Source organism: Nonomuraea indica (genome assembly GCF_002850745.1).
GTDB lineage: Bacteria > Actinomycetota > Actinomycetes > Streptosporangiales > Streptosporangiaceae > Nonomuraea > Nonomuraea indica.
Genome location: NZ_KZ559467.1, coordinates 615,353 through 637,665, shown reverse-complemented (window position 1 = coordinate 637,665; position 22,313 = coordinate 615,353). Strand labels below are relative to the sequence as shown.

19 protein-coding genes and 1 pseudogene are annotated in these 22,313 nt (G+C 73.6%); 8 read left to right on the top strand and 12 right to left on the bottom strand.

Going from position 1 to position 22,313, the window contains the following annotated elements; genetic code table 11:
• Positions 1-52: 52 nt before the first annotated feature.
• Complete coding sequence (locus CXR44_RS06955; RefSeq protein ID WP_101784031.1) at positions 53-925, bottom strand: sugar kinase; 873 nt, start codon at positions 923-925, stop codon at positions 53-55.
• A 185-nt stretch (positions 926-1,110) separates the two neighbouring features.
• Between CXR44_RS06955 and CXR44_RS06950 the strand changes: the two genes are divergently transcribed.
• Positions 1,111-1,839 (top strand): hypothetical protein, encoded by a 729-nt coding sequence (locus CXR44_RS06950; protein ID WP_144069884.1) that lies wholly within the window; start codon positions 1,111-1,113, stop codon positions 1,837-1,839.
• Positions 1,840-1,958: 119 nt separating this feature from the next.
• Positions 1,959-2,663: a maleylpyruvate isomerase family mycothiol-dependent enzyme gene (locus CXR44_RS06945; RefSeq protein ID WP_101784029.1), complete on the top strand. Its 705-nt coding sequence runs from the start codon at positions 1,959-1,961 to the stop codon at positions 2,661-2,663.
• 127 nt (positions 2,664-2,790) lie between these two features.
• On the opposite strand, the gene CXR44_RS06940 is transcribed toward CXR44_RS06945, so the two are convergent.
• Both CXR44_RS06940 and CXR44_RS06935 read right to left on the bottom strand, forming a co-directional pair.
• Positions 2,791-3,030 carry a DUF3040 domain-containing protein gene (locus CXR44_RS06940; protein ID WP_101784225.1) on the bottom strand — a complete coding sequence of 80 codons (240 nt, stop codon included), beginning with the start codon at positions 3,028-3,030 and terminating at the stop codon, positions 2,791-2,793.
• A gap of 212 nt (positions 3,031-3,242) precedes the next feature.
• Entirely contained in the window at positions 3,243-3,488 is a 246-nt protein-coding gene (locus CXR44_RS06935; protein ID WP_101784028.1) for a type B 50S ribosomal protein L31, read from the bottom strand.
• Between the two features lie 577 nt (positions 3,489-4,065).
• Here CXR44_RS06935 and CXR44_RS06930 point away from each other — a divergent pair.
• The 3 genes from CXR44_RS06930 (at position 4,066) to CXR44_RS06920 (ending at position 8,505) form a co-directional block, all read left to right on the top strand.
• The gene (locus tag CXR44_RS06930; RefSeq protein ID WP_101784027.1) at positions 4,066-5,307 is read left to right on the top strand and encodes a chymotrypsin family serine protease; all 1,242 of its coding nucleotides are present in this window, start codon (positions 4,066-4,068) and stop codon (positions 5,305-5,307) included.
• A 489-nt stretch (positions 5,308-5,796) separates the two neighbouring features.
• A complete protein-coding gene (gene recQ, locus CXR44_RS06925) occupies positions 5,797-7,611 on the top strand; it encodes a DNA helicase RecQ (RefSeq protein WP_101784026.1) in 1,815 nt (604 codons plus the stop codon).
• Between the two features lie 648 nt (positions 7,612-8,259).
• Complete coding sequence (locus CXR44_RS06920; RefSeq protein ID WP_144069882.1) at positions 8,260-8,505, top strand: hypothetical protein; 246 nt, start codon at positions 8,260-8,262, stop codon at positions 8,503-8,505.
• 124 nt (positions 8,506-8,629) lie between these two features.
• On the opposite strand, the gene CXR44_RS41930 is transcribed toward CXR44_RS06920, so the two are convergent.
• The 3 genes and pseudogenes from CXR44_RS41930 to CXR44_RS06910 form a co-directional block, all read right to left on the bottom strand.
• The gene (locus CXR44_RS41930; protein ID WP_342748529.1) at positions 8,630-8,992 is read right to left on the bottom strand and encodes a DinB family protein; all 363 of its coding nucleotides are present in this window, start codon (positions 8,990-8,992) and stop codon (positions 8,630-8,632) included.
• A gap of 381 nt (positions 8,993-9,373) precedes the next feature.
• Positions 9,374-9,508 (bottom strand): annotated as a pseudogene (locus tag CXR44_RS42095) (hypothetical protein); the annotation flags it as partial.
• A 49-nt stretch (positions 9,509-9,557) separates the two neighbouring features.
• The gene (locus CXR44_RS06910) at positions 9,558-10,367 is read right to left on the bottom strand and encodes an alpha/beta hydrolase (RefSeq protein WP_101784023.1); all 810 of its coding nucleotides are present in this window, start codon (positions 10,365-10,367) and stop codon (positions 9,558-9,560) included.
• 236 nt (positions 10,368-10,603) lie between these two features.
• Here CXR44_RS06910 and CXR44_RS06905 point away from each other — a divergent pair, with 236 nt between their 5' ends.
• Complete coding sequence (locus CXR44_RS06905; RefSeq protein WP_144069881.1) at positions 10,604-11,041, top strand: hypothetical protein; 438 nt, start codon at positions 10,604-10,606, stop codon at positions 11,039-11,041.
• Between the two features lie 368 nt (positions 11,042-11,409).
• Here CXR44_RS06905 and CXR44_RS06895 read toward each other — a convergent pair whose 3' ends face one another.
• Entirely contained in the window at positions 11,410-14,697 is a 3,288-nt protein-coding gene (locus CXR44_RS06895) for a DUF7824 domain-containing protein (RefSeq protein WP_101784020.1), read from the bottom strand.
• 133 nt (positions 14,698-14,830) lie between these two features.
• Between CXR44_RS06895 and CXR44_RS06890 the strand changes: the two genes are divergently transcribed.
• On the top strand, positions 14,831-15,277 hold the full coding sequence (locus CXR44_RS06890; RefSeq protein ID WP_101784019.1) for an SRPBCC family protein: 447 nt from the start codon (positions 14,831-14,833) through the stop codon (positions 15,275-15,277).
• A gap of 95 nt (positions 15,278-15,372) precedes the next feature.
• On the opposite strand, the gene CXR44_RS06885 is transcribed toward CXR44_RS06890, so the two are convergent.
• Positions 15,373-18,816, bottom strand: a complete 3,444-nt coding sequence (locus CXR44_RS06885) for a BTAD domain-containing putative transcriptional regulator (RefSeq protein WP_101784018.1) — start codon at positions 18,814-18,816, stop codon at positions 15,373-15,375.
• Between the two features lie 218 nt (positions 18,817-19,034).
• Positions 19,035-19,622 (bottom strand): TetR/AcrR family transcriptional regulator, encoded by a 588-nt coding sequence (locus CXR44_RS06880; RefSeq protein WP_219601690.1) that lies wholly within the window; start codon positions 19,620-19,622, stop codon positions 19,035-19,037.
• Positions 19,623-19,710: 88 nt separating this feature from the next.
• Here CXR44_RS06880 and CXR44_RS06875 point away from each other — a divergent pair, with 88 nt between their 5' ends.
• The gene (locus CXR44_RS06875; protein ID WP_144069880.1) at positions 19,711-20,178 is read left to right on the top strand and encodes a hypothetical protein; all 468 of its coding nucleotides are present in this window, start codon (positions 19,711-19,713) and stop codon (positions 20,176-20,178) included.
• Here the strand turns inward: CXR44_RS06875 and CXR44_RS06870 are convergent.
• Genes CXR44_RS06870 through CXR44_RS06860 form a run of 3 tightly spaced genes read right to left on the bottom strand, consistent with a single transcriptional unit; the run spans position 20,136 to position 22,296 of the window.
• Positions 20,136-20,492: a nucleotide pyrophosphohydrolase gene (locus CXR44_RS06870; RefSeq protein ID WP_101784015.1), complete on the bottom strand. Its 357-nt coding sequence runs from the start codon at positions 20,490-20,492 to the stop codon at positions 20,136-20,138. The two genes, CXR44_RS06875 and CXR44_RS06870, sit on opposite strands and share 43 nt — an antisense overlap.
• Positions 20,493-20,515: 23 nt before the next feature.
• Positions 20,516-21,160, bottom strand: coding sequence for a response regulator (locus CXR44_RS06865; protein ID WP_101784014.1), 645 nt, complete (start codon positions 21,158-21,160; stop codon positions 20,516-20,518).
• Positions 21,157-22,296 (bottom strand): sensor histidine kinase, encoded by a 1,140-nt coding sequence (locus tag CXR44_RS06860; protein WP_245898899.1) that lies wholly within the window; start codon positions 22,294-22,296, stop codon positions 21,157-21,159. Before CXR44_RS06860 ends, CXR44_RS06865 begins: the two co-directional genes overlap by 4 nt.
• Between the last annotated feature and the right edge of the window lie 17 nt (positions 22,297-22,313).

The following is a 22,313-nucleotide window of genomic DNA, read 5'->3' as shown; positions in this document are numbered from 1 at the left end:
GCGGGCCAGTTCTCCATCCTCCCACCGACGATCAGCCGGGCCCCTCGGGAGGTCAGAGCTCGGCCCTGACCGGCAGGCCCTGCCAGTCGCTGGCGCTGGCGACCGCGGCGGCGCACAGCAGCGCGCCTCGCTGCAGGCGCTCCGGCGGCGTCAGCCCGTCGAGGGCGGCGCTGATGTAGCCCGCCGCGAACGCGTCGTCCGAGCCCGCCGTGTCCACCACGGGGACCTGCACCCGCGGCGCGTCGTAGCGCATGCGGTCGGCCCGCACGCTGGCGCCCTTCGCGCCCCGGTCCACCACGACCTCGCGCTCCGGCGTCAGCGCCGGCTTGACCAGGTCCAGCTCGTCCTGGGCGAGGAAGAGCAGGTGGGAGGCGCAGGCCAGCTCGCCCAGCACCTCCTCCGCCTCCCTGACCGACGGCCACAGCTCGGGCACGTACCGGACGGCGAACGAGATCATCACCCCGGACGTCCTGGCGGCGCTCACCGCGGTGCGGACGGCCTCCAGCGCGTCGCGCCCCAGCGCGGCCGTGACGCCGGTGACGTGCAGCATCTTGACGCGGGCGATCCGGTCGATCGGCACGTTGCCGGGCGCCAGCGCCGAGCCCGCCGAGCCGGCGCGATAGTGGGTGACCCGCGGCTCCCGCCCGACCCGCGACTCCCTGAGCAGCAGGCCGGTGCGGGTCCCCTCGGTGACGCGCACGTCGGCGACGTCGACGCCCTCGCCCTTGAGCACGGTGAGCACCCGCGAGCCCAGCTCGTCACCGCCGACCTTGCCGAGGAAGCACACCCGGTGGCCCAGCCGGGCCAGGGCCACGGCCACGGTGAACTCGGGGCCGCAGACGTCCAGCCTGGCCTCGTTCTCGTGTCGAACCCGCCCGCTGGACACCACGCCCAGCGCCTCGCCCAGGGTGCAGACGTCGGTCATGAGGCCGACTGTAGTCGGTCATGCGGCGCGCAATCGGATTCACGCTCTCGCCCCAGGTCAGCTCCTTGATCAAATCTTTTCCAAAGTCTTAGCCAACTTTTCTCCTCTTTCGCCCCTCAAAGGAGTAGAGGGGTCGGCGATCCCGCGCCGGCTCCGGCTTCACGGGGAGAGGAATCAGCACCCTCATGAGAAAGATCGCTGTAGGAATCGTCTCCGCCCTCGTCGGCGGGGCCATGCTCGTCTCCGGTGGGGCCGCGACGGCCCAGACCAAGACGTCGACCATCGACATCCGCGACATCCGGCCCAACCCGGTCGTGGTGAAGGCCGGCGGCGAGACCAACGCCTACTTCAAGATCGACGCCAGCTCCGACGTGGACAGCGTCCGGCTGAGCGTCGAGCCGCAGGCCCAGTTCCGGACGATGCGCGAGAAGGAGGCCCGCGAGCTCGAGAGCTGGCGCTTCGCCATCCCGTTCAACGACGGCGACTACGAAGGCAAGTGGAAGGCCACGGCCGAGGCCGTCAAGGACGGCAAGGTCGTCGCGACCGACACCGCCGTCTTCGCGGTCGAGATCGAGGAGGGCAAGGCCGACACGCGCATCACGCGCTTCAGCGCCGACCCCTACAAGGTCCGCAAGGGTAAGTCGATCTACTTCTCCGGCCGTCTCCAGGTGGACGACGACGGCTGGGAGGGCGTCCGCGGCGAGAAGGTGAACGTCTACCACCGCGCCAACGGCTCCTCCGGCTGGAAGTGGGTCGCCTCCGGCTACACCAAGTGGGGCGGCAAGTTCACGGCCCAGACGCGCGCCTACCGGAGCGGCACGTTCAAGGCCGTCTACGCCGGCGACGAGGAGCTCAACGGGTCGCAGAGCCGTACCGACTACGTGCGGGTCTACGGCGCCTGGTGGCGTCGCTGATCACCACTGAGTGAGAGCCCGGTCCCGTTCGCGGGGCCGGGCTCCTGCTTGTGCGACGGCCGGCGTGCCCGCCCGCGCACCGGCCGTTGGACGCGCCGTCGCGGGGGTAGCGTCGAGGTATGAGTGAGGACCTGCTGAAAGAGTGGGAACCGTTCGACATCTTCGACGCCGAGGCGGCCCGGCTCGACCGCCACTTCTCCGGCCTCGACGCCGAGGCGTGGGAGCGGCCCTCGCGGTGCGCGGGCTGGTCGGTGCGCGACGTGCTCGGCCACCTGGCGGGCGAGGAGCTGTACAACCACGCCTGCCTCGACGGCAACGTGCAGGACCTGCTGGCCCGGCTCGCCCGGGAGGGGGTCGACGGCTTCCACGACTTCAACGAGTGGAGCGTGCGGCAGCGCCGGGCCGTACCCGTGCACGAGGTGCTGGAGGAGTGGCGGGCCAAGAACGGCGCGACCCGCCGGCGCATGCGCGAACTGGGCCGTGATGCCCTCATCGACACGATGGCCGGGCCCTACCCCGCCGGGCTCCAGGCCTTCCACTACGCCTCCGAGTACGCCACGCACGCCGACGACGTCGGCGCGCCGGTGCCGGACGACGAGGTGGACGACCGGACGTGGTGGCGCGTCGCGGTCGGCCGGCTGGCGCTGGCGGAGCAGGAGGCCGACGTCCAGGTCGAGCAGACGGCCGAGCAGATCTGGGCGCACACGGACGGGGTGGAGGCGTCGCTGTCGTATCCCGAGTTCGTGGCGGCCACGGTGGGCCGCCTGCCGGCCGGTCACGACCTGGACCCGCGGCTCGCGTCGAAGCTGAGGTGCCTCGGCTGACCTGCCGGCGAACGGATGCGCCCGCAGGGCGGGCCTGCGACTTGGCGGTCTCCGTCGTGGCGGCCGTGGACCTCGTGGTGCGGCGGCGCCGCCGGACCCGCGGTTGACGCCCTCGCGCACGCGGGCCTCAGGCGAGCGCCACGGCCATGGCGAGCAGCGCCGCCACGGCCACGACGACGGCGACGATCGTCCAGATGTGCGCGGTCAACCAGTCACGCGCCTGCCGGCCGTACGGCCGCAGGCCCGTCTCCGCACCGGACTCGATACTGTTGATCGCCGCGACGCGCCTGGCGAGGTCCGGGTCCTCCAGGGCCAGGGCGTGCTCGATTTCCGCGAGGATGCGGCGTTCCTTCCCCGAGAGACCCATCGCGATCACCATCGCTCCCACCGCAGGTGCAGGTTAACTACCCCCAAGTAACGGCAGACATGCAGGCCCTGGGCCGCGACCGGACCCACGGGGCACCCGCGCGCGCCCGCCCCTGGCGCGGGCGTGCGGGGAGCTCGCTCCGCGTGCTCTCCGCACCCGGAGCCGTCGTCGGGGCTCGGGAGTCGCGCCCGAGCCCGTCCTGAGGGAGCCGGTCAGCTCCTGGCGTAGCGCTGGTTGAAGCGCTCGACCCGTCCGGCGCTGTCCACGATGCGGCCACGGCCGGTGTAGAAGGGATGGCTGGCGGACGAGACGTCCACGTCGACGACCGGATAGGTCCTGCCGTCCTCCCACTCGACGGTCTTGTCGCTGGTGACCGTCGAACGGGTCAGGAAGGCGAACCCCACGCTCGGGTCGCGGAACACGACAGGACGGTACGAGGGGTGCAGGTTCTTCTTCATGCCCCTTCGAACCATCTGACGATGATTTTCATTCCCGAGCTGGATGGGTGACGTCGTCACCATGCCGTCCCACCACCGGCGGCCGCCACACCGGCTCCTGTCGGCCGGTGGCCGGCCCGCTCGACGCGCAGCACGAACAGCCCAGCACCGTGCCGAGTGCGAGACCCGCCCCCATCCGCCACCCGCCGAGGGGCAGTCCGGCCGTTCAGGCGGCGGCGTCAGCGACGCATATCCCACGGATCGCGCCACCCCCACCGCGCGAGGCGCCCGCCCGAGGTGTGCTGAACGTGTTCCGACCTCGGCGAAGTCCGGCGAGTCCGCAGACGCGGGCTCCACAGTTCAACTTTCAGATCGCCTGAAGCTACGGCTAAGCTTCAGGCTCTCTGAAGGAGAGAAGGACCTCGCTGCGCGTGAGCGATGTGACGCATGAGATAGGCATCCTCGCACCGAGGTACGCCATAAATCCCTCTCATTCCGCCATATTCCTTCGTTCCTCCTGATTTGTCCCTTGTTCCATCTCGTGCGTTGCCTGAAGAAAGGAATGCGAGTGAGATCTCCTCGTGGCAAGCGAGCATTCATGCTGCCCCTGGCGGTCGCCGTGACGGCGCTGAGCCTGAGCACGAACGGCGTCGCCGCCGCGGATCCGGGCCCGGAGCGCCCCCTGGCTCCCCTGGCGAAGGCGACCGCCGCGACCTCCCCGCCGCAGTCCGCGATCGAGGCGATGGAGGCGGTCAATCGCGCGACCCTGGCCGAGCCCACTCAATGGGCCGGCACCTGGTACGACGCGACGACCGGACGGGTGGTGACCGCCGTCGCCGGCGGCGCCTCGGAAGGCACCCGAAAGGAGGCATGGTCCAAGGCGGGCTCCGACGGAACGGTGGTGCAGGTCGAGCGGAGCTTCGCCGACCTGGCACAGCTCTCCGACACGATCATGCAGCGGGGCTCGATCGCGTCGGTGGGCATCGTGAGCGCCGCTATGGACTGGGAACGCAACGGTCTCGTCGTCGGGCTGGAGAAGGTCACCGACGAAGCCAGGGCAGCGCTGGCGGCCGACTACGGTGACATCGTCACGGTGCGGCAGATGACACCGCCACGGGACCACGAGGGACCCAGCCGCCTGCGCGACCGGTACCCGTACTGGGGCGCATCGGGCTGGGCGCCCCCGCGGGCGGGCCAGATGCACTGCTCCACGTCGTTCCCGATGAAGCGCCCGGACGGATCCAAGCACTTCCTGGTGACGGCCGCGCACTGCAACCACCCCTATCAGTTAGACGCGGCCACCATGAACAGCAGCGAGACGAGCTGGAGCAACGTCATCGGCACGAGCAAGGGCTACCAGAGCTCTTTCTGCCAGTCGACGGGGGAAAGCTGCGACATCGGCTCCACCAAGTACGGCGACATCTCAGTGATCAAGGTGGACGGCGTCGCGCCGCGAATCTACACCGGCGGTCCCGACGGCACGAGCTCCGCCGCTGTCGTCTCGACCCAGACAGGCCTTCCGGCGGTCAACGACTCCATGTGCGCGAGTGGGGCGAGGACCGGCACGACCTGCGGCTACAAGATCACGGACAACTTCATGTCGGTGCGCAACTCGGAGGGTAAACTCAGGACGCCCGTGGTGATGGCGGAAAACCTCAGCGGCGCGTGCATCTACTACGGCGATTCGGGCGGTGCCGTCTACAAGCCGGTGACAGGGGGCGTGCGGGCCTCCGGGGTGATCTCTGCCGTCGGCTCGATCCCGGGCGGCTGCGCTCTCTTCTACACCTCGATCTCCTATGCCCAGCAGCTCTTCGACGCCGAGGTCGTCACCACTTCCTGATCCCGTCCTGAGGCGCCCGTGCTCCCGCGAGCACGGGCGCCCTGCCGCGTCCATCCGCCCATTCCTCGGGCACGCGGGTCGGCGGCGCGGGCGGTCCGTCGGCCGCCACGGCGCTCAGGGCCCGGCGTCGGGGTGTCGGCGCCGGGCCGGAGCGTTCGCGTCTGGCAGACCGGTGATCGCGGCGGAGCAGGGCACGCCGGTCCTCACCCCCGCGAGGATGACGCGGGGCGCGAACGCCCCGACAGACAGCGTGCGGCCCCGGTGGCGTCAGCACGGCGTCTCTACGCGGCCGGTCGCGGCGTCGTGCTCGCGGGGACGGACACCGTGGAGGCGAGGTGGCCGAGGACGACGTCCCTCACCTGCGTCTCCTCCCGGCGGACTGGCTCAGGCGCCGTCATGGTGGAAGCCCCGGACGTGCCGAGGACGGGAGCCATATCGCCGTCGGCGAATCCGTCCCTGAGACCTCACGCGACCACGTAAGGTAGCCGCATGGATACCCCCATCGAGGTCCTGCGGCGCATCTTCGGTTACGACTCCTTCCGGCCGGGCCAGCAAGAGATCATCGAGCACCTCGTGGCGGGTGGCGACGCGCTGGTGCTCATGCCGACCGGCGGTGGCAAGTCCCTGTGCTACCAGATCCCGGCGCTGGTGCGCCCGGGCACCGGGGTGGTCGTCTCGCCGCTGATCGCGCTGATGCAGGACCAGGTCGACGCGCTCACCACGCTCGGCGTGCGTGCGGGGTTCCTCAACTCGACCCAGGATTTCGGCGAGCGGCAGGCCGTCGAGGCGGCGTTCCTGGCCGGCGAGCTCGACTTGCTCTACCTCGCGCCCGAGCGACTGCGCGTGGAGGCGACCCTGCGGCTGCTGGCCAAGGGCGAGATCTCGCTGTTCGCCATCGACGAGGCCCACTGCGTGTCCCAGTGGGGCCACGACTTCCGGCCCGACTACCTCACGCTGTCGGGGCTCCACGAGCGCTGGCCCGGCGTGCCGCGCATCGCGCTGACCGCCACCGCCACGCCGGCCACCCACGCCGAGATCTCCTCCCGGCTGGGCCTCGACCAGGCCCGGCACTTCGTGGCCGGCTTCGACCGGCCCAACATCCACTACCGCGTCACCGCCAAGAGCGAGCCCAAGCGGCAGCTTCTGGAGTTCCTGCGGAGCGAGCATCCGGGCGACGCCGGCATCGTCTACTGCCTGTCGCGCTCGTCGGTCGAGAAGATCGCGGCCTTCCTGGCCGGCAACGGCATCCCCGCCGTCCCCTACCACGCGGGCCTCGACGCCGCGACGAGGGCGGCCCACCAGGCGCGCTTCCTGCGCGAGGACGGGCTGGTCGTGGTCGCCACGATCGCGTTCGGCATGGGCATCGACAAGCCCGACGTGCGGTTCGTGGCCCACCTCGACCTGCCCAAGTCGGTGGAGGGCTACTACCAGGAGACCGGCCGGGCCGGCCGTGACGGCCTGCCCGCCACCGCCTGGATGGCCTACGGCCTCCAGGACGTGGTGCAGCACCGGCGGCTCGCTCTGGAGGGCGACGAGGCCCACCGGCGTCGGCAGGTGCTCCACCTCGACGCGATGCTCGCGCTGTGCGAGACCGTCGGGTGCCGGCGCGTGATGCTGCTCGACTACTTCGGCCAGAAGGACTCCGCGCCTTGCGGCAACTGCGACACCTGCCAGTCCCCTCCCGAGTCCTGGGACGGCACCGTCCCCGCCCAGAAGCTCCTGTCCACGGTGTGGCGGCTCGACCGGGAGCGGCGTCAGCGGTTCGGGGTGGGTCACATCGTCGACATCCTGCTCGGCAAGAAGACGGCCAAGGTGTTGCAGCACGGCCATGACGCGCTGACGGTGTTCGGCGTGGGCGGCGAGCTGGGCAACGCGGACTGGCACGGAGTGGCTCGGCAGCTCCTGGCGCAGGGCCTGCTGGCCGTCGAGCCCGACCACGGCACCCTGGTGCTCACCGACACCAGCGGTGACGTGCTGGGCGGCCGGCGCGAGGTCCGGCTGCGCCGGGATGCCCCCCGCCCGGCGCGCACCAGGGCCTCCGGCACGTCCAACGGCGCTGGTGCCCGTCCCGTCGTCGAGCTTCCCGAGGAGGCCGTGCCGCTCTTCGAGCGGCTGCGGGCCTGGCGCGCCGCCACGGCCAAGGAGCAGGGCGTGCCCGCCTACGTCATCTTCCACGACGCCACGCTGCGGGAGATCGCCACCCTGTCCCCCTCGTCGCTGGCCGAGCTGGGCAAGGTCAACGGCGTCGGCGAGAACAAACTGGCCAAGTACGGCGAGCAGGTCCTGGAGACCATCGCCTCCTGACCACCACACCCACACCACGCGCGGCATCCCCTGCGCGCGGCATCCCCTGCGCGCGGCATCCCCTGCGCGCGGCACAGAGCCGCGCGCCCGGCGTGTCCGCCCGCGTCGACAACCCCGGCACCTGGAGCGGCGTCGGCGTGTTCGTCGGCCCCCCCATGAACGCGGACGCGAACGGACCCCAGGGAGACGCAGGGGCAGCGGGCCCCCTGGAGACGCGGGGGCGGGAACGGGTCGCAGTGGACGCGGGGTGGGACCGAGCCGCAGTGGCGCGGGGCGGGACCGGGTTCAGGAGGCACGGGGCGGTTGGGCCCAAGGGTGCGCGGGGCGCGGCTGGGCGGATGGTGGTGGCGACGGCCGCACGAAGAACGGTCGTCGCCACCGCGCTGCTCGCTCCGATAGCGGGCGGTCAGCTTCAATTCCACATTAGCCGGACACCGGCCCCGCCTTGGCATCCACCCAGGGCCGATCACTGCCCCACCGCCCCGCCGGGCGGCCCCGCGGCAGGAAAACTGCCGGTGACGGGCCGGTAGCGGGCTCGCCGATCGTCGCTAGCGGAATGGGAAAACCCCGCGTGGCGCTTGCCACTCCAGCCCCAATGGATACGTACAGTGACAAAGCCATATCACTTCGTGATAACAGGGGGGAATCATGAAAAGCCTCATCGCAGTCGGCGGCATGCTGGTCGCCGCGGCACTCACCATGACGGCCGCCGGCCCGGCCGGCGCGGACGTCTACTGCACCGCCAACACCAGCACGTCATCGTCCTGGCAGAGCACCGAGAACGGCGAGACCACGTCCGGCAAGCGGGGCCTCAACGAGTGCAAGGGTGCCCAGGTCGCCCTGCAGGCCGGCTGGTGGGACCAGATCCTGAAGAGCCTGGACGCCGACGACTGAGACCACGGCACCGGCCCGGGGCCTTGACCGCTGACCCCGGGCCGGTTCCTGCCCACCGCCGGTACCCGAACCGGCGTGGACGCCCGCAGGCCCGTCACACGCAGATGCCCGTCGGCCGTGCGCGTCACCCCGCCCTGCGGTGGCGGGTGACCCAGGTGGGGTTGCGACCGAGGAACGCGAGGAGCCGGTCCTCGGCCGCCGAACGCGCCGGCACGGCGACCGGCACGGCGAAGCGGTCCGGCCGGTCCGCGTCCGTGACGAGCGCCGGGACGACGGCCAGCAGGTCCGCCGCCAGCGCGGGCGGGATAGGACGAGGGCGTCCGCAGGCGCGGGCGAGGTCCCATGCGTGCACAGCCACCTCGACAGCGCCGGCCTGCGCCACGACCGTGGCGCACAGCGAGAAGTCACCGATGCGGACCCGTTGCCGGCGTAACGTGCCGGCCCACGCACCGAGCATCATGGCCGCCCGGTCCCGCAGCACCAGCACGGGGTCCCTGCCGCCACGCCCACCCGCCCCGGACGCGCACAGATGGGCCCCGGCGCCTGGGCCAGCGCCTGCTCCCACCCCTGCGCCGATGCCTGCACCCGTGCTTGGCCCAATACCGGGTCCGGCGCCTGGCCCGATACCTGGCCCGATACCTGCACCCGTGCCTCGCCCGATGCCTGAACCCGTGCCTCGCCCGATGCCTGCACCCGTGCCTCGCCCGATCCCTGGCCTGATGCCGGTGCCTGTGCGGGGTCCGGTGCCGGGTCCGGTGACTGGTCCGGTGCCGGGTCCGGTGACTGGTCCCGTGCTCGTGCCCGGGCGGACGCAGCCGAGGTCGGCGGCCTCGTACAGCGCCGCGACGGAGTCGTCCAGGTGTGCCAGCAGGTTGGCGACGTCCCAGCCGCCGCACGGCGTGGCCCGGTACAGGTCGTCACGGGTCACCGGCGACAGGGTCCCCAGCGTGTACGTGATGGCGCGCTCCAGCAGGCTCGTCGCGCGGACTACGGCTTCGTCCATGTCCCACCTCCACCTCGTACAGACGGCCGGGCGGGCGGGGAATCATCGGTCAGCGCTTCAGGGCACGATCGATGAAGGCGGCGACGTCGGCCAGCACCTCTTCCTTGTTGATCTCGTTGAACACCTCGTGCCGGGCCTCCGGGTAGATCCGCTCGGTGAAGTCGTCCCCGCGAATGGCCTCTACGCCGGCCCGGCTGCCGCTCAACGGCACGAGCAGGTCGTCGGCACCGTGCACCCAGAGGGTGGGCAGCGCGCCCAGGGAGCCGCCCTCGGCGATGGCCGCCAGGGTCGCGGCGAACGCCTCCAGCGTGGACCGCTTGAACGGGCCGTGCCAGACGAGCGGGTCGGCCGCGTAGGCGTCACCGACGGACAGGTCGCGCGAGAGGGTTGCCGGGTCGATGGGGACGTCGGGGATCTCGTCGAGCGCCAGCAGCGCCGGCACCGGTTCCCACTCGCCGAGCACCGGCCCCGACAGGACCAGCGCGGTCAGACCCGCGCCGTGGCGCTGGGCGTACCTGGCCGCGATCATCCCGCCCATGGAGTGGCCGATCACCACCACGGGCACGCCGGGATGGTCGGCCTCGGCTCGCCGCCGGAGGGTGTGCACGTCGGTCACGATGTCCTCGAAGTCCTCGACGAGCACCCTCTCCCCGGCCGACCTGCCGTGGCCCAGATGGTCGACGCCGTACACCGCGGCTCCGTGGCGCACCAACGTGCCGGCCACCCACTCGTACCGGCCGATGTGCTCGCCGTAGCCGTGGACGAGGATGGCGAGGTAGCGGGGGTCGGCGTGCGGCCACTCTCGGGCGACGTTGGCGCCTCGGGTGCCGGTGAAGGTGTGTTCGCGTGACGTCGTCATGACCTCACCTATGCCCAGTGATCTCCACTATGTCCCGGTACGCGGCGATCTTCCCCCCTCCCCTACGGCCGCCGCCTCTCACGGAACCGAGCCGGGCTGTCAGGGAGCCAGGTCGGGCTGTCGCGGAGCCGAGCCGGGCTGTTGCGGGCCGATGAGAGATACGGCCACCTCGGGCCCTTGATCAACCGTAGGATCGGTCCCGTCCCCCGAACCACGTTCGCCCTCACGGAGCCTCGATGATCCCCTACCGCCCGCGCAGAACCCGATCTCTCGGCGTGACGCGGCTCGGCGGCTGGACAGTCAAGGTCATCGGCATCGCGGCCGAGGCCGAGTTGCCCGACGACTTCGACGTGGAGGCGGCCCTGCAGGCAGCCGAACGGGAGCTGCCCCACCAGGGCGGCATCGCGTTCGTGATCGTGCAGCGCGGCGACGAGGCACTGTGGGTGAACGTGTGCCGGTGGCAGGCCGACGTCCTCTACCAGCGGCTGTGGCGAGCCGAGCCGGGCGGCGCCGGTCTGCGCCAGGTTCCGCCCGACGGACCGGCCGCCTGCGTGTGGGCCCTGCTGGCGATCGACGGCGAACGGCGGGCATGGATCGAGCACGTGCTCGCCCGTCCGCACGACCCCGACTTCACCGGCTACCTCGCCGCCGACCCCCTGTCCGAACCGGCCTGACCCCGAAGCCCCTACCGTACGACCGCGGCCAGATCTGCCGACGTCATGCCACAGGCCGCAGGGTCCCGCCCTGAAAGGCGCGGGGACGGCCGAACCGGCGCGCCTGCCGCAGAGGCCCAAACCAAGAGAGGCGTGGGAACGGTCGTGGTGCTGCCGCTCGGGCCCGCCCAGAGAGGGACGGGGACGGTCGAGGTGCTGCCGCTCGGGCCCGCCCAGAGAGGGACGGGGACGGTCGAGGTGCTGCCGCTCGGCCCCGCCCCAGACAGCGCGGGGATGGCTGAAGCGGGGCGGGCCACTGGGGCGGGCTCCTGTGATGCGGTGGTGCGGGCAGGGTCGCCTTGGGCGGCGGTAGCTTGCGGGTGGTCGGGTCAGGCTCTGGTGAGGTGGTGGTGGAGGCGGCGGGCCTCCTCGCCGGCGCGGCTGGCTCCCTTGCGGGCCGCCAGTGCCGCCAGGCCGGGGACGTCGCCACGGGCCCCGGCCAGTACGGCTGAACGCACCGCCGTCGCGAGGAGGTCGCCGAGCCCGGCCCGGACCTTCGCGCCCGGCTCGGGCAGCAGCACCTCCAGCGCCGCGGCGAGGACCGGCCAGGTGCCGGCGCCCGACTCGGTGGCCTCCTGGAGCACGGTGTTGACCCGGGCGAGCTTGACCAGTCCGGCTGGCACCGCCTGGCCGACGACATCTCCGACGAGGTTTCCGAAGCCTGACAGATCACCACGTACCGTCAACGTGACGAGGGCGTCCGCGGCGGCGGCCCGCCATTCGGGTCGTCTGTCGCCCATCACCGTCGCGAGCGCAGTCGCGGTCGCCTCGCCGAGCGGTCCGTCACCGTGGACGAGCATGGCCAGCGCCTCGGCCAAGCCAGGTTCGCCGAACCCGTTCACGAAGGGGAGCAGGTGCGCCGCGACGATCTCGCGGTGGGACGGCATGCTGCAGGGCCACCAGACCGCGCCACCCCAGCTGCTGGTGGGCGCAGGAACCACCATCAGGTCGGCGATCCCGTCCGGAACGGCGGCGGCCGGAGTGATCCGCGTGTCCCAGCTCGTCTCGCCGTAAACGGCGGGGGCGGGCCTGAGGGTGCACCGGACGACCGGGTCGGGCAGCCCGCCGGCGCGCAACCAGCCTGCCAGCCGCCGCCCGGCCTCGGTACCGATCGCGTCGGCGCGTCCGGCGAGCGTTGACAACCAGGGCAGCAGCCTGACGGAAGCGACGGGAGCGTCCGTCCCCGCCGCCGCACCCGGCTGAACGGCCGATGCGTCTATCTCCACCGCCGCACCCGGTTGGACGGCCGATGCGTCTGTCTCTGCTGCCGTGCCCGGTTGGACGGTCGCGGCTACCGGCCAGGTGTCCTCAGCTGGTGCTCCGGGTGGGAGGGGCGCGGCGGCGGTCAGGCGAGGGAGGCGGAGGAGCGCCTGATCGAGGTCGGCCGGGAGCGGCTCCGCGCCCTCGAGCAGTTCGAGGCGGGCCAGCAGTGTCTCGGGGTCGACGTGGCCGGTGGGCGTGGTCGGGGTGGCAAGCAGCACGGGGACCGTCCCGCCCCGCTCGAACAGGCTGATCACCTCCCGCAGCCGCCGCTGGATGAACTGCTGGAGCGGGGGCTCGTCATACGGGAAGTGAGAAGTCATGCCGTCGTCGAGGACTGCGGTCAACGCGCGGCTGTCGGCGGGCGACACGACGGCCAGCGCGCACCGCTGCAGCAGGGGCCCGGGATTCCGGTCGAGCTCCCCTGCGTACGCGTAGTGGCGGGGCTCGAAAGGCTGCGCCCACGTGTCGCGCCACCACGGCCCCAAAGCCTCCACCACGGCGGCGCGGTCGCGGTGGGTGAGGGCGACCAGCGCGGCGAGGATGCGCTCGAAGACGGCCGGGTCCTCGGGCCGGCTCAACCGGGACAGCTCGTCGGCCAGCTCGTGAGGCGTCTCGATCGGCGGCAGGAGCGCGGGCAGCGGGCGGGCCGCCGGCACCGGTGCCCCCGCCGACGGCTCGTCGTCGGGCGGTGCCACCTCGCCGAACACGGCGGCCACCCGTACACGCAGGTCGTCGGGAAGGGCCGTTGCGGCCTCCCGGACGGCGTCCCACCCCTGGGTGAGCAAGTCGTCGGGTGCGGTGCCGGGTGCCCCCGTCTCGTCGGCCGTCTCGTCGGCCGCGTGCTCGGCCGCGTGCTCGGGACCTGAAGCGGACGCCGGGCCGGGGTCGCCGCCCGGGACGTGGCGGCCTCGGCCCCGGCCCGAGCCGGGGCCATCGCCCGGGACGTGGCGGGCGCCGAGTTTGAGCGCGAGGCGCACCGCGCGGTCTCGCACGGCGGGCGCCTCATGGGAGAACGCCGTCGCCAGCGCTATCAGCGCTCCTCCGGCCCTCACGCGGGAGACGGCCGCGCCTGACGTCACCGCACCCGGCGGTACTCGGCCCGAGGTCGCCGGGCCCGAAACCACCGCAGCCGACATCTCCAGGCCTGGGATGGCCGGGCCTGAGGTGGCCGGGCCTGAGGTGGCCGGGCCTGGGGTGGCGGGGCCTGAGGCAGCTGAGGCTGAGGTGGTCGAGTTCGCGGTGGCCGGATGTGAGGTGGCCGGATGTGTGTGCGAGGTGGCCGGGTGCGAGGTGGCCGGGCCTGTGGCGGTCGAGGTAGAGGTGGGTGGGCCGTCGGTGGGGGTTGTGGGGCGGGTGCGGGGGCGGCCGGACGGGACCGTGTCGGCGATCCACTTCAGGGCCGCCGTGACGTGCTTGCGCTCGGGCCGGTACGCCAACGCCTGCACCGCCTCCCCGAACAGCTCGCCGTCCAGCAGCCCGGCCTGGTCGGCGCGCCGCAGCTCGTCGAGGGCGAGCTGGGCGAACACCGGCGGCGCCGACGGCAGCAGCCGGGCGAGCTCCAGCACGGGGATCTCCGCCGCCTCCGGCGCGAGCTGCCGCCACATCGCCACGAACGGCGCCAGCTCGTCGGCGGGGGCCCCGGACAGGAACCGGGCCAGGCATCCATCGAGCAGGTCCTGCCGCTTCAGGCGGCCGTCGCCGGACATCGTCACCAATGTGGTGACGATGTCGTTGCCGGAGTTGCGGGCCTGGCTCCATGTCAGTCCCGCGGCGACCCCGGTGGCCTGGAACAACCGCGCCACCATGAGGTCGAGCAGGGGGTCGTCGGGGCGTGGCACCTCCCGTTCCGCGGCCATGCGCAGGACCCAGCCGGCCGTGAAGGCGTCGTTCGCGGGCGGCTCCACACCGGTCTGGAGCACGAGCCCGGCCGCCAGGTGCCAGCCCGGCAGCCCGCCCGTCCACCGCCAGGCCGCCCGGCCGCGCGGCAGCCTGAGCCGTTCGACCAGGCGGACGGCGAGGTCTCGGCGCCAGTCCTCCGGCCGCCGCCTGAGCAGACGGAGGATCCGCTCGGCGTCGGTACGGCCGGCGACGTCGCGCAGCTCGCGCCGGTTGAGCCAGGCCGCGACCTGGGCGGCGCCGCTCAGGCAGGCGGCGCCCGCGAGGCGGTAGCCGGCCGCCCGGTCGCGCAGCTCCCAGCGCTCCTGCCACCCTCGGGCGAGCCGCTCGGCCAGGTGCCCGGGCAGCTGCGCCGCGACCGCGCGGCGGCCGACGTCGCCGAGCCCGTCGACGAACTCCACCAGCCCCGCATTGTCGCCTGCCTCGATGCGGCCGAGAACCTCACGCCACGGGTTCATTCCATGATCTCCATGGCGGGGACCGTACTGAGCGGTACCGACAGAACCCGTGCTGAAGAGCACGGGAAGGAAACCGTAAGCGGTCCGCGGCATCGTTGCGAGCAGAACGGAACACCGGACGAAAGGCAGCACGATGGGCGAGACCGCCGAGTACGAGATCACCCGCATCCTCGACGCCCCGCGCGAGCGGGTGTTCGCCGCGTGGACGGAGCCGGAGCTGTTCTCCGGCTGGTTCGGGCCGCGCGCCATGACCGCGCCGGTGGAGCGGACGCGCCTGGACGTCCGGCCGGACGGCGCCTGGGAGGTGACGCTCGTCGGAGACGGCGGCTTCGAGGTGTCGCTCGGCGGGGTCTACCGTGAGGTGGCGGGGCCCGGCAGGCTCGTGTTCACCACGGGCGACCCGGACCAGCCCGGTGACGGACCGGCCTCGGTGGTGACCGTGACGCTGGACGTGTACGGCGACAGGACGCTGATGAGGTTCCACCAGTACGGCGTCAACACGCCCCCGGAGCACGCCGAGCAGGCGAAGGCGGGCTGGATCGAGTTCTTCGACCGGCTGGGCGAGCTGGTGTCCCAGTGAATCGGGGATTCGACCGGCTGGGCGAGCTGGTGTCGCAGGCGTGAATCGGGGACTTCGACCGGCGGGGCGAGCTGTGTGGGGGCGTGACCGTGGTGTTAGAGGCCGGCGGCGTCGTCCGGCTTGAGCGTGCGGCCCTGCTCGTACGCGGCGGTGAACGCCTCCTCGCCGAGCGCCGCGCGTGCCGCCGCGGTGACGCGTTGGACCTCGCCCAGTTCGGAGACGTTGCCTGGTAGCCCGCTGGCGTGCCGGGCCTCGGCGGCCAGGCCGAGCAGCCGCGCTGCCCGCTCGTGGCCGCCGGCCGCCGCCGAGGCGGAGGCCAGGCCCTCCACCGCCCAGGCCATCGTGCTCGGGTCGCCGATCCGCGTGGCTGCCACCAGGGCCTCCAGGTGCAGTTCCCGGGCGTCCGCGGGGTCGCCGCGCCGCTCGCGCAGGTACCCCAGCTCGATGCAGGTGGTGGGCAGGTGCATGGCGGGTTCGGCGCCGGGATGCCGCGGGACGCCGTCGAGCAGGTGGAGGAGGTGCGTCTCGGCCAGGTCGAGCAGGCCGGCCCGGCGCGCGGCGAAGGCCAGCCCCATCTCGGCCATGACCTTGCCCTCCCGGTAGCCCTGTCCGGCGGCCAGCCGCAGCGCCTGCCCGCACAGCTCCATGGCCCGGTCGTAGTCGCCCGTCCCCAGGGCCATCCAGCCGAGCCAGGCGGTGCGCCGGGCGGCTTCCGGCCACAGCCCCAGCTCCTCGGCCATCCGCAGACCGTCCTCGAACAGGCGCCGGGCCCGCTCGACGTCGCCGGTCATCTCGGCGAGCCCGGCGAGCCACTCCATGGCCTGGAGCCGTCCCCAGCGGTCGCCGAGCCGGTCGAACAGCCGGGCGCTCTCCCCGCAGTCGCGTTCGAGCGCGGCGAGGTCGCGCTGGGTGAAGTGGTCGCGGCCGCGCCGGCTGAGCGCCGCGGCGACGCCCCATTCGTCGCCGATCGCACGGAACGTGGCCAGCGCTCCGCTCACCAGCTCCTGCGCGACCTGGACGTCCCTGACGGCCATCGCGAGGAACAGCTCGGCCCTGGCCCGCTCGCCCGGGTCGGTCACGGCGGAGCTGTCCCAGGCGACGTCCTCGCCGAGCAGCTGCGCGAACCCGGCATGCCAGATCGCCGCCCTGGCCCTGCCGGGCAGCTCCCCTGCCCGGCCCGCCGCAGCACCGGCCCCGCCGCTCGCGCCGCCGGCCCGGTCCGTCGCGCCACCGGCCCGGTCCGACGCGCCATCGCCCCGTTCGGTCGCGCCGCCGGCTCGGTCGGCTGTGGTCAGTGCGGTCTCCAGTGAGCGCCGGGCCTCCGCGAGCCTGCCGCGCAGGAACCAGTACCAGGTCAGCGCGTTGACCAGCCGCAGCGCGCCCGCCGCGTCGCCCGAGCCGGCCGCGATGTCGAGCGCCGCCCGCAGGTTGGCCGACTCGGCGTCCAGGCGGGCCAGCCACTCCCCCTGGTAGGGTCCGTACAGGGCGGGTTCGGCGCGGACGGCCAGCGCCACGTAGTGGCGGACGTGCGCGCGACGGACCCGGTCCAGCTCACCCGCGTCGGAGAGCCGGTCGAGGCAGTACGCGGCGACCGACTCCAGCAGCCGGTAGCGCATGCCCGCCGGCGTCTCCACCACGTCCACCAGCGACCGGTCCACCAGCCTGGCCAGCACGTCCAGCACGTCGAGGCCGGGATCTGAGGCGGCGCAGATCTCCTCGGCGGCCTCCAGCGTGCAGCCGCCCGCGTGGACGGCGAGGCGGCGCAGCACGGCGCGTTCGGGCTCGCCGAGCAGGTCCCAGCTCCAGTCGATCACCGCCGCGAGGGTCCGCTGCCGTTCGGGGACGCCGCGCGGGCCGGAGCCGAGCAGCCGGAAGCGGTCGCCCAGCCGCTTCACCACGCCGTGCACGCCGAGTGCCCGCACCCGGGTGGCCGCCAGCTCCAGCGCGAGCGGGATTCCGTCGAGGGCGCGGCACAGCCGGGCGACGGCCTCGGCGTTGCCGGCGTCGAGCACGAAGCCCTTGGTCGAGGCGGCGGCCCTGGCCGCGAACAGCCGGACCGCGCCGGACCGCCGCACCGTGTCGAGGTCGTCGTCCGCCGGCAGGTCGAGCGGCGGCACGCTCCACAGCACCTCGCCGGGCAGGGCCAGCGGCTCGCGACTGGTGGCGAGCACCCGCAGGCCGGGCGCGGCGCGCAGCAGCGGCTCCACGAGGTCGGCCACCTGCTCGACCAGGTGCTCGCAGTTGTCGAGCACCAGCAGGGTGCGGCGCTCGCGCAGCGCCTGCGCCAGCCGTTCGGCCGGGGTGCGGGTCTCGGCGCTCTCCCGGATGTCGAGCGCCGCCAGCACCGCCTCCGCCACCGGCCCGGCATCGTGTTCGGCGCCGGGCCCCGCTCCGGGTTCGGGTCCGGACGTGACCACGGGGTCGGCTGCGGGTTGGGGCCCGGACGTGGCGCCGGGCCCCGCTGCCGGTTCGGGGCCGGACGTGGCTTCAGGGCCCGCTCCTGGCGGGGTTTCGGGGTCGGCTCCTGGCGCGGTTTCGGGCGCGGGCGGTGGGCGGCGGTCGAGGGCGGCGAGCTCCACCAGCCACACGCCGTCGGGGTACGCCTCCGCCGCCTGGGTGGCGGCCTCCAGCGCCAGCCGCGTCTTGCCGACGCCGCCGCTGCCGGTGAGCGTCACCAGCCGGGCGTCCTCCAGCAGCGCGCGGATCTCGGTCAGCTCGGCGTCCCGGCCGATGAGGCCGCTCATCGGGGCCGGCAGGTTGGTACGGGGGCGGTCGGGCGGCGGCGCCGAGCTCAGCGCCGGGTCCTGTACGAGGATGGCCCGGTGCAGCTCGGCCAGCTCGGGGCCGGGGTCCAGGCCCAGTTCCTCGGCCAGCCGGTCGCGCAGGTCGGCGTAGGCGGCCAGGGCCTCGCTCTGCCGTCCGGCGCGGTACAGGGCCAGCATGTGGGCGGCCCTGAGGCGTTCCCTGAGGGGGTGGCGGGCCACCAGGTCACCCAGCTCGGCGGCGAGCGCGCCGTGCTGGCCCAGCTCCAGCCGCGTCTCGGCGTGCTGTTCGAGGGCGGCGAGGCGCTGCTCCTCCAGCCGGGCGATCGCGGCCCTGGCGAACTCCTCGTCGGCGAAGTCGGCGAGCACCGGGCCGCGCCACAGCCCGAGGGCCTCCGCCAGCAGCGCGGCCTGTTCGCGCGGGCTCGCCGCGGCGCCGGCCCGGGTCACCAGCTCGGCGAACACGGCGGCGTCGAGCGTGCCCGGCGCGGCGAGGAGGAGGTAGCCGGGCGGGCGCGAGACGACGAGGTTCTTGCCACCCGGCTCGGCGTCCTCCAGGGCGCGGCGCAGCTGGGAGACCCGCACCTGCAGCGCGCCGGCGGGGTTGGCGGGCGGCTCGCCGCGCCACAGGTCGTCGACGAGCCGGTCGGCGGAGACCACCTGGCCCGCGTTGACGAGCAGGTCGGCGAGGAGGGCGCGCACCTTCAGGCCGGGCACCGTGACGGCTTTCCCGGCGTCGGTCCAGACGGCCAGCGAGCCCAGCACCCCGAATCGCATGCCCGTCACCCTAACGGGGCCGCGGGGTGGTCAGGGTGGGGCGGCCGCCCCCAGCAGGGTCAGGGTGAGGCGGCGTCCCGAGCAAGCGCAGGGGTGGTGGTGGCGACGTCCCGAGCAGAGGCAGGGGTGGCGGACGGCCCGAGCAGAGGCAGGGGTGGCGGACGGCCCGAGCAGAGGCAGGGGTGGCGGACGGCCTGAGCGGGCGTGGGGCGGCCGAGTCAGGCAGGGGCGGCGGTCAGGGTGGTGGCGGCCGTCTCGGCGAGGGCGGCGGTCACCGGGCCGAGCCTGGCCGGGTCTTCGCGGAGCAGGAACAGCCAGGCGAAGACCGGGCCGAGCAGCAGGGCGTGGGCGACGGCCGGGTCCGGGCGGTGCGGCAGCTCGCCACGGGCGACGGCGCGGTCCAGGACCTCCTCGACGCATCCCCGCTCGGCGGCGACGAACGTGCTCGTGAACGCGGCCGCCAGCGCCGGATCGCCGTGGACGTCGGCCAGCAGGGCGGGGACGACCCCGGCGGGCGGCGCCGTGAGGTTGGCGACGATGACGCGCAGCAGCGCGGTGAGGTCGCCCCGCAGGGAGCCGGAGTCGGGCGGCGGCGCGAGCAGCAGGTCGTGCAGGACGGCCGCGAAGATCATCTGCTGTTTGGTGGCGTGCCGGCGGTAGATCGCGGCCTTGCCCACGCCCGCCCGCGCGGCCACGGCGTCCACCGTGAGCTGCGCGTAGCCGGTCTCGGCGAGGATCGCGCGGGTCGCGTCGGCGATGGCCCGGTCCACGCGGTCGTCGCGCGGGCGCCCGAGTGACGGTTTCACACCGGCCAGCATACGAGACTCGCGGTTCTGGAAAGTGTGACGGAGGCGACCTTGCGGCGGTCTCGCTGTGACGTCAGGATAAGGAACCATGAGTTCCGAAACTAGTGTTTCCGTAAAGAGTGTGGTGTGGGCCGGCGGGATTCTCGTGTTCCTGGCCTGCGTGCACCTCGCCATCACCGGCCTGGCCGCCGCGCCGCACATCCCCGGCTGGTTCCGCGGCGAGGCCTGGCTGCCGGGCACGGGCGGGCTAGCCGAGCTCGGCTCACCGCCGGTGAACGTGGGCGCGTTCTGGCTGGTCTGGGGGAGCTTCGCCGTGCCTCTCGGGCTGCTCGGCGCGCTCGTCGCGAGGGCGGGGCGCGGCGGCCGGGTGCCGCCGGCGTACGTGGCGGGCGGGCTCGCCCTCTGGGCGCTGGTCGGCGCGATCTGCTTCGAGCCGTCGCCGTTCGTCACCGTGCTCGTCCCGTGCGCCCTGCTGCTGGCCGCCCGGCGCGGGCGGCGCCGGGCCGGGGCTCGTCAGGGGGCGAGCGGGGGCGCCTTCCTGGCCGATCCCCGGTAGGAGTCGGCGTCGTAGCGGCGTTCGCTCTCGTCGAGCTTGGCATGGGCCGCCTCCACCAGGTCCACCCCGAGCACGTCGGCGAGCCGCACGAGGTAGCCGGCCACGTCGCCCAGCTCGGCCCGCACCCTGGCCAGGGTGTCGGGGTCGAGGTCGCGCGACTCCTCCGGCGTGAGCCACTGCAGCTCGGCCACCAGCTCGCCGACCTCGCCGGCGAGGGCCATCGCCAGGTTCTTCGGCGTGTGGAACTGCTCCCAGTCCCGGACCCGGACGAACTCGCGCAGCCGTTCGGACAGCCGCTCCCACTCGGTGCTCACGTGAGCAGACCCTATCCCCGGCCCTACAGGTCGGCGTCGTGCACCAGGATCGCGGCCTGGACCCGGTTGGTCATGCCGAGCTTGGCCAGCACCCGGCTGAGGTGCGCCTTCACCGTCGCCTCCGACAGGCGCAGCTCGCGGGCGATCTCGGCGTTGGACAGGCCCCGGGCCACGGCCCTGACCACGTCCTCCTCCCGTCCGGTCAGCGCGGCGAGCCGGGCACGGGCCTGCTCGGCCCGCGACGGCGCACGGTCCACGAACGCCGTGATCAGTCTCTTGGTGACGGACGGCGAGAGCATCGCCTGGCCCGCCGCCACCGTCCGGACGGCGGCGATGAGGTCGCGGGGCGGGGTGTCCTTGAGCAGGAAGCCGACGGCCCCCAGCCGCAGCGCCTCGTGCACGTACTCGTCGAGGTCGAACGTCGTCAGCATGACGACGCGGGGCGCGTCCGGCGCGGCCAGGATGCGGGCGGCGGCCGCCAGGCCGTCGAGGCCGGGCATGCGGACGTCCATCAGCACGACGTGCGGCGCGAGCCTGGCCACCGCGCCGACGGCCTCCGCGCCGTCGCGCGCCTCGCCCGCCACGACGATGTCGCCGGCCGTGTCGAGGATCATCCGCAGCCCGGAGCGCACCAGGGCCTCGTCGTCGACCACGAGCACCCGGATCACGCCGCCTCCAGGGGGATCTCGGCGATCACGCCGAAGCCGCCGCCGTCCTCGGGGCCGGTGCGCAGCGTGCCGTTCAGCAGTTCCACCCGCTCGCGCAGCCCGGCGAGCCCCCAGCCGGAGCCGGGCAGCGGCGCCGGGCCGCCCCGCGCCGGACGGTTGCGCACCTCCACCCGCAGCTCGCCGGGCAGGAAGTGGACGTGCACGTCGGTGGCCGCGCCGGCCGCGTGCTTGTGCACGTTGGTGAGCGCCTCCTGCACCACCCGGTACGCCGTCCGCTCGACGGTGGAGCGGAGCGGGCGCGGCTCGCCGTGGTCATGGCGGGTCACCGGGATGCCGAGCGCGCGGGACTGGTCGAGCAGGCGGTCGAGGTCGGCCAGCGTGGGCTGCGGCGCCAGGGGGGCGGGCTGCTCGGTCGAGCGCAGCACCCCGAGGACCTCGCGCAGGTTGGCCAGCGCCTCGCGGCCGATGCCGCCGATCATGGCCGCCGCCTCGGCGGTGCGCTCGTCGCCCGCCGCCAGCTCCAGGGCCCCGGCGTGCAGCACCATGAGCGAGACGCGGTGCGCGACGACGTCGTGCATCTCCCGGGCGATGCGGGCCCGCTCCTGGGACCGGGCCTGCTCGGCCCGCATCACCTGCTCGCTCTCCAGCCTGTCGGCCCGTTCCCTGGCCGCCGCGAGCACGTCGCGCCTGGACCTGATCCACAGCCCGTACACCAGCGGCAGGACCATCGCCGCGACGGCCATCAGCAGCGCGTTGGCCGGGGTGGCCGTCGCCAGCTCGCGGGGGCCTCCGGCGATCCGGCCCGCGCCCACCGACGCGACGAGCACGACGACGGCGGCGCCCAGGTAGAGGGCGATGTCACGGGTCCGGCGCAGCCGGGTGCCCGCGTGGTAGGAAGCGACCACCAGCGGCGGCCACATCACCAGCACCACGTAGGCGACGGCGCCGATCGCGGCGAGCGGCCACCACGAGCGCCGCACCCGCCAGGCCGCCGCACCGGCCGCCCCCGCCGCCACCAGTGGCAGCGGGAACGGCAGGCCGGACACGACGCCCAGCCCGCCGCTCGTCGAGCCCAGGGACACCGCGAAGACGGCCACCCCGAGCAGCACCGGCGTCATCTGCCTGTTCACCCGCACCCCGACAGGCTACGGCG

Excerpts from the sequence above, each read along its gene's own strand:
- CXR44_RS06955 (WP_101784031.1), bottom strand. The coding sequence starts at position 925 with ATGACCGACGTCTGCACCCTGGGCGAGGCGCTGGGCGTGGTGTCCAGC.
- CXR44_RS06950 (WP_144069884.1), top strand. The coding sequence starts at position 1,111 with ATGAGAAAGATCGCTGTAGGAATCGTCTCCGCCCTCGTCGGCGGGGCC.
- CXR44_RS06945 (WP_101784029.1), top strand. The coding sequence starts at position 1,959 with ATGAGTGAGGACCTGCTGAAAGAGTGGGAACCGTTCGACATCTTCGAC.
- CXR44_RS06940 (WP_101784225.1), bottom strand. The coding sequence starts at position 3,030 with ATGGGTCTCTCGGGGAAGGAACGCCGCATCCTCGCGGAAATCGAGCAC.
- CXR44_RS06935 (WP_101784028.1), bottom strand. The coding sequence starts at position 3,488 with ATGAAGAAGAACCTGCACCCCTCGTACCGTCCTGTCGTGTTCCGCGAC.
- CXR44_RS06930 (WP_101784027.1), top strand. The coding sequence starts at position 4,066 with ATGCTGCCCCTGGCGGTCGCCGTGACGGCGCTGAGCCTGAGCACGAAC.
- recQ (WP_101784026.1), top strand. The coding sequence starts at position 5,797 with ATGGATACCCCCATCGAGGTCCTGCGGCGCATCTTCGGTTACGACTCC.
- CXR44_RS06920 (WP_144069882.1), top strand. The coding sequence starts at position 8,260 with ATGAAAAGCCTCATCGCAGTCGGCGGCATGCTGGTCGCCGCGGCACTC.
- CXR44_RS06910 (WP_101784023.1), bottom strand. The coding sequence starts at position 10,367 with ATGACGACGTCACGCGAACACACCTTCACCGGCACCCGAGGCGCCAAC.
- CXR44_RS06905 (WP_144069881.1), top strand. The coding sequence starts at position 10,604 with ATGATCCCCTACCGCCCGCGCAGAACCCGATCTCTCGGCGTGACGCGG.
- CXR44_RS06895 (WP_101784020.1), bottom strand. The coding sequence starts at position 14,697 with ATGAACCCGTGGCGTGAGGTTCTCGGCCGCATCGAGGCAGGCGACAAT.
- CXR44_RS06890 (WP_101784019.1), top strand. The coding sequence starts at position 14,831 with ATGGGCGAGACCGCCGAGTACGAGATCACCCGCATCCTCGACGCCCCG.
- CXR44_RS06885 (WP_101784018.1), bottom strand. The coding sequence starts at position 18,816 with ATGCGATTCGGGGTGCTGGGCTCGCTGGCCGTCTGGACCGACGCCGGG.
- CXR44_RS06875 (WP_144069880.1), top strand. The coding sequence starts at position 19,711 with ATGAGTTCCGAAACTAGTGTTTCCGTAAAGAGTGTGGTGTGGGCCGGC.